The sequence below is a fragment of the Paraburkholderia sp. BL21I4N1 genome (assembly GCF_002973525.1).
Lineage (GTDB): Bacteria > Pseudomonadota > Gammaproteobacteria > Burkholderiales > Burkholderiaceae > Paraburkholderia.
Window position 1 is genome coordinate 178576 of sequence record NZ_PVEN01000005.1, and the last position, 14639, is coordinate 193214.

The window sequence follows — 14639 nt, forward strand, 5'->3', positions numbered from 1 at the left end:
TATCAGGCGGTCTTTCGCCGCATCCGGACGGCGCGCTCACGCGGCGCGCCAAAGTCGTCATTCTGCACTGTTTTGCGAAGCGCAAGCGCGTCAACTGGCGCTATCTTCAGGCAAAACCGCAGGGAACGGGCGAACGGCGCGGTGCCGGTCTCGCGCTTCGGTGCCTCGGTATTTTGCCATTTCGGCATCTCGGCGCTTCTACCCGTCGGCACACTGTGTGCGCTCGCCCCCGTTCCCGCGTCGTTTACTTCTGCTGCATCTGCTGCAGCCGCGCGGTCAGCCCTTCCACCACGTCCGGCTCTTTATAAGTCTTCGCGAAATCGAGCGCCGTCAGGCCGATCTGGTTCTTCACCGTCAGATCCGCGCCGTTGTCGAGCAACAGCTTCACCGTCGACACATGGCCGCCGCGTGCCGCCATCATCAGCGGCGTGGTGCCGTTCGGCGAGCCCGCGTCGACGTAGGCCGAATGGTCGAGCAGCACCTTGACGATGTCGTCGTGGCCGTTCGCGGCCGCGTAGTGCAGCGGCGCCCAGCCCTTCTTGTTCACTTCGGCGTCTTTCGCGATCAACTGGTTGACGAAATCGAGGTCGCCATTCAGCGCGGCCATCATCATCGCGTTCTCGCCGGCTTTATCCTGGATCTCGATGTTGGTCTTCGGATTGGCGAGCAGCGCGGCACCGACCTTGTCCGACTTTTCGCGCGCGGCGATCACCAGCAGCGGAATGCCCTGGTTATCGACGCTGTTCGGGTCCATGCCCTTGGCGAGCAGCTTGTTGACGCCGTCGACGTCGTCGAACTTGACCGATTTGATCAGCGAGTCGATCGGCGCGGCTTGCGCCGGCGATGCAATCAGCGTGCTCAACGCGACGCAAGCCAGCGTCGCCGCGAACACCGAGCGCAGCGCGCGCGATGCGCGCAACACGCCGCGGCGCGCCGGAACCCGCGCGGAGCGCGCGGCGGAAGTCTTTTGAATGGCAACGATCGACATCGGAATATTTCTCATATTGTGCTTTAGGAATCTTCCCTATCCTTTTGATATTTATCGACTTATAAGATCACGCGCCAGCCGGTACGGGAATCTTGAAGAGCCGGAAAAAGTTTTGCGTCGTCGCGGCGGCCAGCGCCGTTTCCGGCATCTCGCGTTGCTGCGCGATGTAGCGTCCGACATAACTCACGTACGCAGGTTCATTGGGCTTACCGCGATACGGCACGGGCGCGAGGTACGGCGAATCGGTTTCGATCAGCAGACGCTCGAGCGGCACGCGGCGCGCGACGTCCTGCACGTCGGTCGCGCTTTTGAACGTGACGATGCCCGACAGCGAAATGTAAAAATTCTGCGCCAGCGCCTGTTCGGCGACGGCCCACGGCTCGGTGAAACAATGCATCACGCCGCCCGGTTCGCTGGCGCGCTCCTCGGCCATGATGCGCAGCGTGTCTTCCGACGACGAGCGCGTGTGGATGATCAACGGCTTACCCGTGGCATGCGCGGCGCGGATATGGGTACGAAAGCGCTCGCGCTGCCACTCCATGTCGGCGATCGTGCGGCCTTCCAGACGGTAGTAGTCGAGTCCGGTCTCGCCGATCGCCACCACCTTCGGATGCTCGGCCAACTCGATCAATTCGGCGAGGCTCGGCTCACGCATGTCCTCGTGATCCGGGTGCACGCCCACCGACGCGTAGACGTTGTCGTGCTGGCTGGCGATCTCCAGCACCGACGGCAGCGTCTCCAGATCGACCGACACACACAGCGCATGCGTGACCGAATGGCTGCGCATGTTCTCGAGCACCTGCGGCAGGCGGTCGGCGAGTCCTTCGAAGTTGATGTGGCAGTGCGAATCGACAAACATGGTGAGGTCCTGCGAAAAAATGGCGTGAGGTGGAATCGGGCGGCTTCGGTCGGCTTTATTCGACGTCGGCGGCTTCCGTCGGCGCGTCGAGGCGCTTGCCGAGAATCACCAGATCGCGCTCCACGTCGTCCAGCACGGCGACGCGCGGCAGCGAGCCCCACGTGTCGAAGCCGAAGCCGCGGAACAGCCGCAAGCTCGCATCATTGTGGCCGAAGATGAAACCCAGCACCGTGTCGATGCCGAGCGCCGGCGCGGCCGCCAGCGACGCCGCCAGCAGTTGCTTGCCTAGGCCACGCCCACGGGCGCTTTCGTCGAGATAGATGCTGACTTCGGCCGTGCGCAGATACGCTGGCCGACCGTAGAAATCCGAAAAGCTCAACCAGGCGATCACGCGGCCGGGCTGCTGCGAATCTTCGACCACCCACAGCGGACGCTTATGCGGGCCATGCGCGTGAAACCACGCCAGACGGCTTTCGACGCTGACCGGTTCGAGGTCGGCGGTGACTTGCCGCGACGGCACGGTCGAGTTGTAAATAGCGACGATGGCGGGCAGATCGTCAAGCGTGGCATCGCGGTAGGCAAGGCTCATGGTGCGTTGAAGGTGAGGTGGAAGGTCGAGCGGTTAGAACGAAGACCCAAGCGGAGCTTGGAGACGAAACGCGGAACGGTTGCAAAAACGGCGGCAAAACGGCAGCAGGAAAGGCGACGGCGGCCAGGCCTTGAGCGCGGCAGGCAGCAACGCCACGCCTTGAAACCGCAACCCGAGCGGGATGCGCGCTGCACACGCCGCCGAATCCGGCCTTGCGTCACAAGCCAACGCCCTACCTACGCGAACAACTCGCGGTAGCCGAGAAACAGCTCCTCGAACACCAGCCGCGCATTCAGCGGATGGTTCTCGACAGCGCGCTGGCGCGTCACGGTCCGCATGAAACGCGCGAACGCGCTGGCATCCGCCTGCGACGCGCAGCGCGTCAACGCCGCCGAAGCTTGCGGAAAATAACGCGGCGCGCCCGCGGTGCGCTGCGCCAGCAGATCGTACATCCAGCGTTGCAGCCAGCCGAGCACCAGCGGCACCGGCAACTTCTGCAGCGCCTCGCCGCACGCGAACGCATCGCACCCGGCACCGGCGGCCAGTTGCTTCAGGGTCCAGTCGCGCAGCGCGCGGTTTTCGTCGCTGGCCAGCGCGAGTGCCGCAAGCGGCGCGCCGCCGGCTTCAGCGAGCAACGCCGGCGCGTCGGCTACGCCCTGCGCGGCCAGCCATTGCGCGGCGAGTTCCGGCGCTGGCACGCTCATCGGCCATTGGCGACAGCGGCTGATGATGGTGGGCAGCAGACGGTCGATCCGCGCCGATACCATCAGGAACACGACGCCCGCCGGCGGTTCTTCGAGCGTCTTCAGCAGCGCGTTGGCCGCGGCGATGTTCAGCGCTTCGGCCGGATACAGCACCACCACGCGCGCGCCGCCGCGGTGCGACCCCACGCCGACGAAGTCGAGCAAGCCGCGAATCTGCTCGATCTTGATCTCCTTGCTGGGCGCACGGGTCTTTTTCCCTTCGTCGGCGTCGGCCTTCTCGGCTTTTTCGTCCGCGGCGCTGTTCAGGCCGGCTTCGGCGGCCAGCGCTTCGGGCACCACGATGCGGTAATCCGGATGATTGCCCTGGGTGAACCAGTTGCAGGCCACGCAGGTGCCGCACGGCTCGCCGTTGGCCAACTGTGCCTCGCACAGCAACCCTTGCGCGAGATGCTGCGCGAAGCGCAGCTTGCCGATGCCGCCTTGTCCATGCAGCAACAACGCATGCGGCCAGTGGCCACGCAGTTGTTGCAGGCGATTCCAGTCATCGGCTTGCCACGGATAAATCATCGTTTCTCTTTGAAATCAATCGGCTAGCGAAGTAAGGCAAGACACCACCTGAACTTTCCAAGCCGTTATAAAAAACGGTTATGTTCTTTTAAAATCAAAGAACTGCAATCAACTCTTCAAGCTGTTTCTGAATACGCGCAATGGTCTGCGAAGAGTCAATGATAGCGAACCGGTACGGCGCTTCTTCCGCGCGGCGCAGATATTCGCTGCGGGTGCGGTTGAAGAACGCCGTCGACTCGCTCTCGAAACGGTCCGGATCGCGCACCGCGCTGCGCCGTTCATCGGCGACTTCCGGGTCGAGGTCGAACAGCACCGTCATATCCGGCTGGAAACCGCCCTGCACCCAGCGCTCCAGCGTTTCCAGCTTGTCGCGCGGCAGCCCGCGGCCGCCGCCCTGGTAGGCGAAGGTCGCGTCGGTGAAACGGTCCGACAGCACCCAGTCGCCGCGCGCCAACGCCGGCTCGATCACTTCGGCCAGATGCTGGCGGCGCAGCGCGAACATCAGCAACGCCTCGGTTTCGAGGTCCATTTTCTGATGCAGCACGATCTCGCGGATCTGCTCGCCGAGCGGCGTGCCGCCCGGTTCGCGCGTCATGACCACCGCGCGGCCCGTGCTCGCCACCTTGTGCTCGAGGCGCTCGCGGAACCAGCTCAGATGCGTGGTCTTGCCGGCGCCGTCTATGCCCTCAAACGTAATGAATTTGCCCCGCGCCATCATTGCCCTCGAATGTATTTGTCCACGGCCTTGTTGTGATCGCCGAGGTTGTCGGAAAAGATGCTGCTGCCGTCGCCGCGCGAGACGAAATACAGCGCGGTGCTTTGCGCCGGGTTCATCGCCGCCTGCAGCGACGCGACACCGGGCAGCGAGATGGGCGTAGGCGGCAAACCCATCCGGGTGTAGGTATTGTAGGGAGTGTCCGTCTGCAGGTCTTTCTTGCGGATGTGCCCCGTGTAGCTGTCGCCCATGCCGTAGATCACGGTCGGGTCCGTCTGCAACGGCATGCCCACCCGCAGACGGTTGGCGAACACCGCCGCCACCATCGGCCGGTCGGACGGCTTGCCGGTCTCCTTTTCGATGATCGACGCCATGGTCAGCGCGTCGTACGGCGTCTTGTACGGCAGATCCGGCGAGCGCGCGAGCCACGCTTCGTCCAGACGCTGGCGCATCAGGTGATACGCGCGACGGTACACGTCGAGGTCGCTGGTGTTCTTGTCGAACAGATAGGTGTCGGGGAAAAACAGCCCCTCGCCGTTACCGATCGACGCCTCCGGCGCACCGATCGCCGTCATCAGGTCGGCGTCGCTCATGCCGGCCGTGTCGTGCCTGAGCGCCGGATTGGCGTCCAGCTCGGCGCGCATGCGCTTGAAGGTCCAGCCTTCGATGACGGTCGCCACGTATTCGTTGACGTCGCCGCGGGCGATTTTTTGCAGCACATCGTACGGGCTCACGCCGGTCTTGAACTCGTAGTTGCCCGATTTCAGTTCGCTTTGCAGCCCGAGCAAGCGCGTCATCATGACGAAGAGCTCCGGCTCGACCGGCACGCCGCCGCGATTCAGTTGCAAGGTAACGCTGCGCAGGCTGCTATGCGGTTTGACGGTGACGTCGAGTTGCGCGGGGTTCAGATCGAGCGGACTGGTGGCCCAGTGATAGCCGGCTGCAACGGCGGCTACGGCCAGCACAACGACGAGTGAGCCGGCGACGAAACATTTCTTCAGGAGGGACATGCCGAACGGGACAGGAGTGGACTGCATATAATACTTGTTTGCCTTAGCTAAAGTCAGAATTGACTGTTCTCCGAATCCATGAACACACCGCTCGCTACTGCTTCAGGCACTCCCTCGGTCAACCCTGCCGCTGCTGCCGCCGTCCCGGCCTCGTCCGTTGCGCTGCCCGTGCTGCCGCGTCCGTCCGCCGGTGAATTCGACGCCGTCGTCCAGCATGGTGCCTACATGCCGCTCACGCAGTTCGGCGTGATCGACACGATCGGCGACGACGCGGCGAGCTTCCTGCACGGCCAGCTCACCAACGACACCCAGCATCTCGACGCCGCCAACGCGCGGCTGGCCGGCTATTGTTCGGCCAAGGGCCGTCTGCTGGCGTCGTTCCTGACGTGGCGCAGCGGCGAGGCGATCCGCCTGCTGGTGTCGAAAGACGTGCAGGCCGCGGTGCAAAAACGGCTGTCCATGTTCGTGCTGCGCGCCAAGGCCAAACTGGTGGACGCGAGCAGCGACGTCGCGGTGATCGGCCTTGCCGGTGACGTGCGTCACGCGTTGTCGGGCGTGTTCGACGCGTTGCCGGACGGCGTGCATGTGAAGGTGGACGGCCCGCTGGGCTCGCTGATTCGCGTGCCGGACGCGTTGGACCGGCTGCGTTATCTGTGGATCGGACCGAAGGCACAGATCGAGGCGCATCTGCCGGCGTTGGAAGACAAGCTCAAACGCGTGTCGCCGGCAGTGTGGGACTGGCTCGACATTCGCGCGGGCGAGCCGCGCATCACCCAACCCGTGGTCGAGCAGTTCGTGCCGCAAATGGTCAATTTCGACGTGCTCGGCGCGGTGAACTTTCGCAAAGGCTGCTATCCGGGTCAGGAAGTGGTGGCGCGCAGCCAGTATCGCGGCACGATCAAGCGGCGCACGTCGCTGGCAAATGTGGCGGGTGAGCTGGACACGGTCAAGGCGGGCGCGGAGCTGTTTCATTCGGACGATCCCGGCCAGCCCTGCGGGATGGTGGTGAACGCGGCGTCGGCGCCGGAAGGCGGGGTCGATCTGCTGGTGGAGATCAAGCTCGCCGCGCTGGAAAACGGCTCGGTGCATCTGGGTGCGGCGGAAGGGGCGGCGTTGCGGTTTCTTGCGCTGCCGTATGGATTGCCGACCGAGGTTTAAGAGACCCTTGCCCGATGTGCCTGATCGTCTTTGACTGGCGACCCGATGCGGTCGACGGCCCGCTCTTCACGCTCGCCGCCAACCGCGACGAATTCTTTCGCCGCACCGCCGAACCGCTCAGCTGGTGGCACGACGCGCCGGCCGTGCTGGCCGGCCGCGATCTGGTGGGCGGTGGCACCTGGCTCGGCGTATCGCGCGACGGTCGCTTCGCCGCGCTGACCAATTATCGCGCGCCGCATGAAATGCGCGCCGACGCGCCGACCCGCGGCACCCTCGTCGGCGACTGGCTGAGCGGCGCCGCCCGCGACGCGCAGGGTCAGCCGCACACAACACCGCTCGCCTATCTGCAACACGTCGCGCAAACCGGCGACATCTACAACGGCTTCAATCTGCTGGTGGGCGACTGGACGCGCCGCGAACTCGGCTGGTACTGCAACCGTTCGTCGCTCGCGCCCGCGCTGCTCGCGCCGGGCACGCACGGCATTTCGAACGCGGTGCTCGATACCGCGTGGCCGAAGCTCGTCAACAAGCGCGCCGAACTGGGCGCCCTGCTCGCACGCCAGACCACGCCGCCGCTCGAACGGCTGATCGATCTGATGCGCGACCCGCGTCTCGCACGCGACGACGAATTGCCGTCCACCGGTATTCCACTGGAACGTGAACGGGCGTTGTCGGCGGCGTTTATCGAAACGCCGGAATACGGCACGCGCGGCACGACCGCGTTGCGCGTAGCGGCGCAGGGCGACGTGACCAGCGTGGCCGTGGCCGAGCGCAGCGACGATAACGGCTCGCACCGGATCGTACGGCCCGGCGATTTCGAGCGCAGCTTCGCGTTCAATATTGAGCGAGAGATCGCCTGATAGGCGGATAAGCGGATAAGCGGGGGGCGATACCCCACCGCTACTCGACGCCGAACGCCCCGCGTAACGCCGCGGCCGCATCGGCATGCGCTTGCGCCACGTCAGGCACGAAGCCGCCCATCTTGAAGAACTCGTGGATCATGCCCGGGTAGCGTAGCAACATGACCAGGTTGCCCGCGTTGCGTAACTTTTCCGCGTAAGCCGCGCCCTCGTCGCTCAACGGATCGTATTCGGCGGTCGCGATCCAGGCCGGCGCGAGGCCGCTGAAAGCAGGCGCGTCGCGTTGACCGTCGAGCGGCGCGAATCGCCAGTCGTCGCGATCGCTCGTATCGCGCACGTAGTGATCGAAGAACCACTGAATCGTCTCGCCCGACAGCAGGAACCCGTTGGCCAGACGCGCATGCGATTCCGTCTGCTGGTGTCCGGTCGTGCCGGGGTAGATCAGCATCTGCAGCGCCAGCTCGATGTCCGCGTCGCGTGCGAGCACCGCGCAGACAGTGGCCAGCGTGCCGCCCGCGCTATCGCCACCCACCGCCAGCCGGTTTTCATCGATACCGTATTCCGCCGCGTGCGTGTACAGCCAGCGCAACGCGTCGAACGCGTCGTCGACGGCCGTGGGGAATTTGTGCTCGGGCGCGAGACGATAGTCCACCGACAACACCGCGCAGCGGCCGTCGCGCGCGAACATCCGGCAGAGCGCGTCGTGCGTGTCGACGCTGCCCACCGTGAAGCCGCCGCCGTGGTAGTACACCAGCGCCGGAAGCGGTTCGGCCCAGCCCGGTTCGACTGGAAAATACAGACGTGCGCGAATCGCCGCGCCGTCGCGCGTGGGCACGCGCAGATCGTCGACGGAGAACATCGGCGCGCTGGCAATCTCCAGGATCGGCGCGCTTTTTTCGTACGACGCGCGCGCCTGTTGCGCGCTCATGTCATGAAGCTGCGGACGTTTGGCCCGCGCGATCATGTCGAGCACCTGCTCGATCTTCGGATTCAGCGGCATGGTGCGTCTGAGGGCGCAAACGCGCCGGGAAAAGTAAAAGAGAACCGGCGAACATCGCATCGCAACCCATCACGACGCAGCCGCTCGCCGGCCATGCTGGCAAACGCCTAACCCGCGTTCTTCACTTCGGGCTTCAACGACATCGGATCGCTCGGATTACGCAAATGCTCGATGTCCTCATGACGCAGCTCCACCGTCGCCATGATGCCCGGGTGCGTGATGATGTAGAAACGCCGCGCGGCGATCGCTTCGAAGGTGATGTCGGCGACGTCGGCGGCGCTCAGTTTGCCCGACTGCACCGCGCGCTGCAGTTGCTTGCCCGCGGCGATCTGTGAGCGGGTCGGGCCGCTGTCGTTGCGCAATGTTGCGGGGCGCGCGCGTTCGGCGTTGGCGATACCGGTCGGCACGAAGGCCGGGCACAACAACGAACAGCTCACGTGCGAGCCGGCACCCTGCGTCGCTTGCCCCGCTTCCGCTGCCTGCGTCATCTGAGCCGCCTGCGCCAGTTGCAGGTCGTGATACAGCGTCTCGGTGAGCGACACCACAGCATGCTTCGAGGCGTTGTAGATGCCCATGGCGGGCGGCGACAGCAAGCCCGCCACCGACGCCGTATTGACGATATGCGCCGGCTCGTTCTGCGCCAGCATGATCGGCGTGAAGACGCGCACACCGTGCGCGACGCCCATCACGTTGACGCCGAACACCCACGACCAGTCGTTCACCGAGCTTTCCCACAGGAAGCCGCCCGACCCCACGCCCGCGTTGTTGAACAGCAGATGCACCTTGCCGAACGCGTCGAGCGCCGCCTGCGCGAGCGCTTCGACCTGGGCCGCGCTGGCGACGTCGGTCGGCACGCCGATCGCGTCGGCGCCGCCGGCGCGCAAGGCGTCGACGGTTTGCGCGAGCGCCTCGGGATTCACGTCGGCCAGCACCAGTTTCATGCCGAGCGCCGCGCCCTTGTCCGCGAACGCACGGCCGAAGCCGCTCGCCGCGCCGGTGATCACCGCCACCTTGCCTGTGAATTCGAACATCGTGCGCCCCCTGGTTGGTTCAGATCAGCTTGACGAGCTGTTTACCGAAATTCTTGCCTTTGAGCAGCCCCATGAATGCCTCGGGCGCCGCGTCCAGACCTTGCGCGACGGTCTCGCGATATTGCAGCTTGTTTTGCGCGACCAGCGTGCCGAGCTGCTTCAGCGCTTCCGGCCACACGTCCATATGCTCGCTGACGATAAAACCCTGCACCCGCAAACGCTGCGTGAGCATCAGCGAAGGATGCTTGAGCGGCAGCGGCTGGCCGTCGTAGCCCGCGATAAACCCGCACAGCGCGATCCGGCCGAACGCGTTCATGCGCGCCAGCGTCACGTCGAGCACTTCACCGCCGACGTTCTCGAAGTAGCCGTCGACGCCATCCGGCGTCACCGCCTTGAGGTCCTTGTACAGATTGCCGGCCTTGTAGTCGACGCAAGCGTCGAAGCCGAGCGTCTCGACCACATAGCGGCACTTGTCCGCGCCGCCCGCAATGCCGACCGCGCGTGCGCCGGCCAGCTTCGCCAGTTGCCCCACCACGCTGCCCACCGCGCCGCTCGCCGCGCTGACCACCACGGTCTCGCCGGCCTTCGGCGCGATGATGCGGTTCAGGCCGTACCACGCGGTAACGCCGGGCATGCCGACCGGTCCGAGATAGGCCGACAACGGCACGTGCGTATCGTCCACTTTCTGCACGCCCGCGCCGTTCGAGACGCCGTACTCCTGCCAGCCGAACATCGCGACGACCTTGTCGCCGACGCTGAATTTCGGGTTCCTCGACTCCACCACTTCACCGACCGTGCCCCCGATCATCACTTCGTCGAGCGGCTGCGGCGCCGCGTACGACTTGCTGTCGTTCATGCGGCCGCGCATGTACGGATCGAGCGACAGGAAGTGATTGCGCACGCGCAATTCGCCGTCGGCGAGCGGCGCGAGCGGCGTCTCGACGAGCCTGAAATTGTCCGGCGTGACGGCGCCTTGCGGACGCGAAGCCAGCACGAGTTGACGGTTGATCTGGGGCATGTCGTTCGTCTCCATGAGTTGCCGGTTTGAGCGGCGAGTAATTTGAAACGGATGCTAGTGGCGAGAAGCAAAAGCGACGCGGCGCACACGGTGTTCCAACAGCGTGCAGACACGTAGACACGTCGACGCACACGCACGCTCGCGCGTCGCACGCCGCCGATGTTCAACCGTCGCTCGGACCGGGTTTCGCCGACGGATCGCTGCGCAAGCGCTGCTGCGTCACATCGCGGCCCACCGCGAGGCGTCGCATGTATTTGAACGTGCCGAGCGCCTTGGCGACGAAGTGGCCCTCGCTGTCGCGAATCTCGCCTTCGCAATAAGCCATGGTGGTCGAGCGGTGCAACACGCGGCCGGTCGCGCGCAACTCGCCGCGGCCCGGCTGCATGAAATTGACCTTCATTTCGACGGTGACCACGCCGACACCGTCGCCGGCGAGACTGCGCGCGGCCATGGCCAGCGCGACGTCGGCGAGCGTCATCGTGACGCCGCCATGCGCGACGTCCCAGGTGTTCATATGGTCGGGCTGCAGCGGCAGCACGACTTCGCTGGCGCCGTCCGCCGCGGCCACGAGCTGCGCGCCGAGCCGGTCGACGAACGGGCTCTCGGGCAAGCTCGCGCGGTTGGCGTGGGATGAAGTTGAATCGGTCATTGCGGATATCTGAATGCGTGTTCGACGCGTGATGAATAACGGCGCGATATGGGTTGAGCCGGTTGCGCGGATTCGGCTAATAGCAGCGGGAAATGATACCCGCTATGGCGTTTTCGCATGCGCGGTCATCCGCGTGGCGAGTCGGCCGAGCTTGCGCACCGCCTCGTCGGCCTGCTCGATATCCGTGCTCGGACAACTCAGGCGAATGAAATGATCGAAACGTCCCGCGTTCGAATACACCGTGCCGGGCATCACGCGAATACCTTCGCGCAAAGCGGCCTCAAAGAACGCCGCCGACGACACCCCCCGCGGCAACTCGATCCAGAAAAACATTCCGCCGCCCGGCGGCGTGAAACGCGTGCCGTCCGGAAACGACGCGGCGATCGCCGCGGCCATCCGCTCGCGCTGAAGCCGCAGACGGTCGCGCAAGCGCCGCAAATGTCGGTCATACGCGCTGGTTTCCAGAAACTCGGCGAGCACGACCTGCGCCAACGGCTCGTTATGGCGAGACTGCGCGAACTTCAGCATGCCGACGCGCGGATGCCAGCGGCCGCCGTTGATCCAGCCGACCCGCAGACCGGGCGCCAGGGTCTTGTTGAACGACGTGCAGTGGATCACGGTGCCGTCGGTGTCCCAGGCCTTGAGCGAGCGCGGTGACGCCGCCGCGTCGACGAGCTCGCGATACGGATCGTCCTCGATCAGCGCAATACCGGCTTGCGAGCACAGTTCCACGAGCCTCGCCTTGTGCGCATCGGGCATCACGCTGCCAAGCGGGTTCTGCAAATGAGGCACAACCACCACGGCCTTGATGTCGGGATGCGTTTGCAGCGCGAACGCCAGCGCTTCGACGGCGAGGCCGGTGCTCGGACTGGCGGGAATTTCCAGCGCGCGCAAACCGAGACTTTCCAGTGCCTGCAGCAAGCCGAAAAAACACGGCGACTCGACCGCGACGGTGTCGCCCGGCTGAGTCACGGCGCGCAACGCGAGATTCATGGCTTCGATACCGCCATGGGTCATGATGACCTCGTCCGCGCCGATCTGGATGCCGGCCTCGAGCACACGCCGCGCAATGACCGCGCGCAACGCCGGATCGCCGTGATCGTGACCGGCTGCGGTCAGCAAGGTGGGCTGCCGGCGCAACGCGCGCAGCGCGGTTTTCTGCAACGCCGCAGTCGGATAGAGATCGGGCGACGCGGTCGAGCCGCCCAGATTGAGCGCGTCCGGGTAGCGCCGGTAGGTCGACACGAGCGCCGAAATCGTCGAGTGAATCCCGACGAATTGCGCGGCGCCCGGCTGTAGGGCGAGATCCGCCGCGTCCGGTTCAGTAGCGGCCGGTAGCGCGGCAGCCGGCGGCACCCGCACGAAATAACCGGCGCGCGGCCGCGCGTCGATCAGCGCGGCGCGTTCGAGCACGCGGTAGCTTTCGGTCGCCGTCGCGAGACTCACGCTGTGGCGTTGCATGAATGCGCGCATCGACGGCATGCGGTCGCCCGGGCGCAGCACGCCGTTGCCGATCGCGCGGCGGTACTGGTCGGCCAGTTGCCGGTAAAGCGGCTGGCTATCGGCGGCGCGATCCGCCTGCGGCGGGCTGTCCTGCAGGGAAGTGGACTGTGTCATGCGACGATGGTGCGGACTGTTCGCGTGCTGCAACAGATACACATCGGCACCATTCGGACCGATACAGCACGCTGAAAGCCTCCACTGTACCGGTTCAGATAGTCGGGCGTTGCGGCTGTTTTCACGTCGACGGACTCCCTAAGCTGTGTGGCATGAAAACGGTTTAAAGGAATCGGCCATGTCGCTGCGTCAACCCCGCGCCTTTCTCTCCCGCGACGCCGCTCCGTCGCGACTTCCCGCTGGTCAACTCGCGATGCACGACCTCGGCGCACACACCGCGATCGTGGCGGTGGAAGGCTCGCTGCGGCTGCAGTTGCGCGACCGCTCGCTGGCCTGGCTCGGCGACGCCGTACCTGTCACGACGATCACGTTGCAGGAAGGCGAGTGTTTCGTGACGCCGCAACGCGGCGTCGTGTCGATCAACGCGGGTCAGACGCAAGCGGCGGTGTTCGTGCTGCAGCGGCTGCGCTCGCAAAACAGCCTGTACGACCTGATTCGCCACGCTCGGCAGTCGCTGGCCGGGCTCGTCAAAACCTGGTGGCGGCGCACCGCCTGACACGCGCGAAAAAAAGCGGGTGTCATGGATTCATCGCTATTACGCCGAACCGCCCGACACCCGCTCTTTTACCGAACTCAATCACGTGGGATCGCGTGAAATCACGCGGCGCCCTCACACCACTTCGAACAACCCCGCCGCGCCCTGCCCGCCGCCGATACACATCGTCACGACCACCAGCTTCGCGCCGCGCCGCTTGCCTTCGATCAATGCATGACCGGTCAGCCGCGCGCCCGACACGCCGTACGGATGGCCGACCGCGATCGCGCCGCCGTTCACGTTCAGGCGGTCGTGCGGAATGCCGAGCTTGTCGGCGCAATACAGCACCTGCACCGCGAACGCTTCGTTCAGTTCCCACAGGTCGATGTCCTCGACCTTCAACCCGGCTTGCCTGAGCAGCTTCGGCACCGCGAACACCGGTCCGATGCCCATCTCGTCCGGCTCGCAACCGGCCACCGCGAAGCCGCGGAAAATCCCCAGCGGCTGCAGGCCCTCACGCTCCGCCACTTTCGCATTCATCACCACGCACGCCGACGCGCCGTCCGAAAACTGGCTGGCATTGCCCGCCGTCACGACACCACCCGGCAGCGCGGTACGAATCTTCGACACACCTTCGAGCGTGGTGTCGGCGCGAATGCCTTCGTCGCTGCCGACGGTGACTTCCTTCGTGAACAGCCGGCCGCTCGCTTTATCGGCGACGCCGGCCAGTACCGTCAACGGTACGATCTCGTCCTTGAACTTGCCGGCTTCGAGCGCGGCCGCGGCGCGTTGCTGCGAGCGCACGCCGTATTCGTCCTGACGCTCCTTCGAAATCGAATAGCGTTTGGCGACGTTTTCCGCGGTCTGCAGCATCGACCAGTAGATTTCCGGCTTGTGCTGGCTGAGCCAGCCTTCGGTCATCATGTGGCGGTTCATCTCGTTCTGCACGCACGAGATCGACTCCACCCCGCCCGCGACGAACACGTCGCCTTCACCGGCGATCACGCGTTGCGCGGCAAGCGCGATGGTCTGCAAACCCGACGAGCAGAAGCGGTTCACCGTCATGCCCGGCACGCTGACCGGCAGGCCGCCGCGCAGCGCGATCTGCCGCGCGATGTTCATGCCCGTCGCGCCTTCCGGATTGGCGCAGCCCATGATCACGTCCTCGACGCGCGCCGGATCGAGCCCGGCGCGCTCGACCGCGGCCTGCGTCACGTGGCCGCCGAGCGTCGCGCCGTGAGTCATGTTGAAACCGCCGCGCCAGGATTTGGCGAGGCCCGTGCGAGCAGTCGATACGATTACGGCGTCAGTCATGCAAATCTCCTGTGTCGAGGACGGT

At 65.3% G+C, this 14639-nt stretch carries 16 protein-coding genes; 3 read left to right on the top strand and 13 right to left on the bottom strand.

Annotated features, from left to right (window positions below):
* Window positions 1-2: 2 nt before the first annotated feature.
* The 7 genes from B0G83_RS38190 to mltG form a co-directional block, all read right to left on the bottom strand.
* The gene (locus B0G83_RS38190; RefSeq protein ID WP_146120242.1) at window positions 3-188 is read right to left on the bottom strand and encodes a hypothetical protein; all 186 of its coding nucleotides are present in this window, start codon (window positions 186-188) and stop codon (window positions 3-5) included.
* A 56-nt stretch (window positions 189-244) separates the two neighbouring features.
* Window positions 245-1003, bottom strand: a complete 759-nt coding sequence (locus B0G83_RS15385; RefSeq protein WP_105508257.1) for an ankyrin repeat domain-containing protein — start codon at window positions 1001-1003, stop codon at window positions 245-247.
* A 52-nt stretch (window positions 1004-1055) separates the two neighbouring features.
* Window positions 1056-1847 (bottom strand): TatD family hydrolase, encoded by a 792-nt coding sequence (locus B0G83_RS15390; RefSeq protein ID WP_105508258.1) that lies wholly within the window; start codon window positions 1845-1847, stop codon window positions 1056-1058.
* A 55-nt stretch (window positions 1848-1902) separates the two neighbouring features.
* Window positions 1903-2436, bottom strand: coding sequence for a GNAT family N-acetyltransferase (locus B0G83_RS15395; protein ID WP_105508259.1), 534 nt, complete (start codon window positions 2434-2436; stop codon window positions 1903-1905).
* Between the two features lie 236 nt (window positions 2437-2672).
* Window positions 2673-3707, bottom strand: coding sequence for a DNA polymerase III subunit delta' (locus B0G83_RS15400; RefSeq protein ID WP_105508260.1), 1035 nt, complete (start codon window positions 3705-3707; stop codon window positions 2673-2675).
* A gap of 94 nt (window positions 3708-3801) precedes the next feature.
* Entirely contained in the window at window positions 3802-4422 is a 621-nt protein-coding gene (tmk, locus tag B0G83_RS15405) for a dTMP kinase (protein ID WP_035550239.1), read from the bottom strand.
* Window positions 4422-5432, bottom strand: a complete 1011-nt coding sequence (gene mltG / locus B0G83_RS15410) for an endolytic transglycosylase MltG (RefSeq protein WP_105508261.1) — start codon at window positions 5430-5432, stop codon at window positions 4422-4424. Before mltG ends, tmk begins: the two co-directional genes overlap by 1 nt.
* Before the next feature lie 78 nt (window positions 5433-5510).
* Here mltG and B0G83_RS15415 point away from each other — a divergent pair, with 78 nt between their 5' ends.
* Window positions 5511-6590, top strand: coding sequence for a folate-binding protein YgfZ (locus B0G83_RS15415; protein WP_105508262.1), 1080 nt, complete (start codon window positions 5511-5513; stop codon window positions 6588-6590).
* 14 nt (window positions 6591-6604) lie between these two features.
* Window positions 6605-7450 carry an NRDE family protein gene (locus tag B0G83_RS15420; RefSeq protein ID WP_105508263.1) on the top strand — a complete coding sequence of 282 codons (846 nt, stop codon included), beginning with the start codon at window positions 6605-6607 and terminating at the stop codon, window positions 7448-7450.
* Between the two features lie 40 nt (window positions 7451-7490).
* On the opposite strand, the gene B0G83_RS15425 is transcribed toward B0G83_RS15420, so the two are convergent.
* The 5 genes from B0G83_RS15425 to B0G83_RS15445 form a co-directional block, all read right to left on the bottom strand.
* The gene (locus B0G83_RS15425) at window positions 7491-8450 is read right to left on the bottom strand and encodes an alpha/beta hydrolase (protein WP_105508264.1); all 960 of its coding nucleotides are present in this window, start codon (window positions 8448-8450) and stop codon (window positions 7491-7493) included.
* Between the two features lie 107 nt (window positions 8451-8557).
* Window positions 8558-9481 (bottom strand): SDR family oxidoreductase, encoded by a 924-nt coding sequence (locus B0G83_RS15430; RefSeq protein WP_105508265.1) that lies wholly within the window; start codon window positions 9479-9481, stop codon window positions 8558-8560.
* A 19-nt stretch (window positions 9482-9500) separates the two neighbouring features.
* Window positions 9501-10499 carry an NADP-dependent oxidoreductase gene (locus tag B0G83_RS15435; protein WP_105508527.1) on the bottom strand — a complete coding sequence of 333 codons (999 nt, stop codon included), beginning with the start codon at window positions 10497-10499 and terminating at the stop codon, window positions 9501-9503.
* Window positions 10500-10662: 163 nt separating this feature from the next.
* A complete protein-coding gene (locus tag B0G83_RS15440) occupies window positions 10663-11148 on the bottom strand; it encodes a PaaI family thioesterase (RefSeq protein ID WP_105508266.1) in 486 nt (161 codons plus the stop codon).
* Between the two features lie 102 nt (window positions 11149-11250).
* Window positions 11251-12765: a PLP-dependent aminotransferase family protein gene (locus tag B0G83_RS15445; RefSeq protein ID WP_105508528.1), complete on the bottom strand. Its 1515-nt coding sequence runs from the start codon at window positions 12763-12765 to the stop codon at window positions 11251-11253.
* Window positions 12766-12943: 178 nt separating this feature from the next.
* Between B0G83_RS15445 and B0G83_RS15450 the strand changes: the two genes are divergently transcribed.
* Window positions 12944-13321, top strand: a complete 378-nt coding sequence (locus B0G83_RS15450; protein ID WP_105508267.1) for a hypothetical protein — start codon at window positions 12944-12946, stop codon at window positions 13319-13321.
* Between the two features lie 114 nt (window positions 13322-13435).
* On the opposite strand, the gene B0G83_RS15455 is transcribed toward B0G83_RS15450, so the two are convergent.
* On the bottom strand, window positions 13436-14614 hold the full coding sequence (locus B0G83_RS15455; protein WP_105508268.1) for an acetyl-CoA C-acyltransferase: 1179 nt from the start codon (window positions 14612-14614) through the stop codon (window positions 13436-13438).
* Window positions 14615-14639 lie beyond the last annotated feature (25 nt).

Excerpts from the sequence above, each read along its gene's own strand:
- B0G83_RS15450 (WP_105508267.1), top strand. The coding sequence starts at position 12,944 with ATGTCGCTGCGTCAACCCCGCGCCTTTCTCTCCCGCGACGCCGCTCCG.
- B0G83_RS15390 (WP_105508258.1), bottom strand. The coding sequence starts at position 1,847 with ATGTTTGTCGATTCGCACTGCCACATCAACTTCGAAGGACTCGCCGAC.
- B0G83_RS15440 (WP_105508266.1), bottom strand. The coding sequence starts at position 11,148 with ATGACCGATTCAACTTCATCCCACGCCAACCGCGCGAGCTTGCCCGAG.
- mltG (WP_105508261.1), bottom strand. The coding sequence starts at position 5,432 with ATGTCCCTCCTGAAGAAATGTTTCGTCGCCGGCTCACTCGTCGTTGTG.
- B0G83_RS15445 (WP_105508528.1), bottom strand. The coding sequence starts at position 12,765 with ATGACACAGTCCACTTCCCTGCAGGACAGCCCGCCGCAGGCGGATCGC.
- B0G83_RS38190 (WP_146120242.1), bottom strand. The coding sequence starts at position 188 with ATGCCGAAATGGCAAAATACCGAGGCACCGAAGCGCGAGACCGGCACC.
- B0G83_RS15415 (WP_105508262.1), top strand. The coding sequence starts at position 5,511 with ATGAACACACCGCTCGCTACTGCTTCAGGCACTCCCTCGGTCAACCCT.
- tmk (WP_035550239.1), bottom strand. The coding sequence starts at position 4,422 with ATGGCGCGGGGCAAATTCATTACGTTTGAGGGCATAGACGGCGCCGGC.
- B0G83_RS15425 (WP_105508264.1), bottom strand. The coding sequence starts at position 8,450 with ATGCCGCTGAATCCGAAGATCGAGCAGGTGCTCGACATGATCGCGCGG.
- B0G83_RS15395 (WP_105508259.1), bottom strand. The coding sequence starts at position 2,436 with ATGAGCCTTGCCTACCGCGATGCCACGCTTGACGATCTGCCCGCCATC.
- B0G83_RS15435 (WP_105508527.1), bottom strand. The coding sequence starts at position 10,499 with ATGCCCCAGATCAACCGTCAACTCGTGCTGGCTTCGCGTCCGCAAGGC.
- B0G83_RS15400 (WP_105508260.1), bottom strand. The coding sequence starts at position 3,707 with ATGATTTATCCGTGGCAAGCCGATGACTGGAATCGCCTGCAACAACTG.
- B0G83_RS15385 (WP_105508257.1), bottom strand. The coding sequence starts at position 1,003 with ATGAGAAATATTCCGATGTCGATCGTTGCCATTCAAAAGACTTCCGCC.
- B0G83_RS15430 (WP_105508265.1), bottom strand. The coding sequence starts at position 9,481 with ATGTTCGAATTCACAGGCAAGGTGGCGGTGATCACCGGCGCGGCGAGC.
- B0G83_RS15455 (WP_105508268.1), bottom strand. The coding sequence starts at position 14,614 with ATGACTGACGCCGTAATCGTATCGACTGCTCGCACGGGCCTCGCCAAA.
- B0G83_RS15420 (WP_105508263.1), top strand. The coding sequence starts at position 6,605 with ATGTGCCTGATCGTCTTTGACTGGCGACCCGATGCGGTCGACGGCCCG.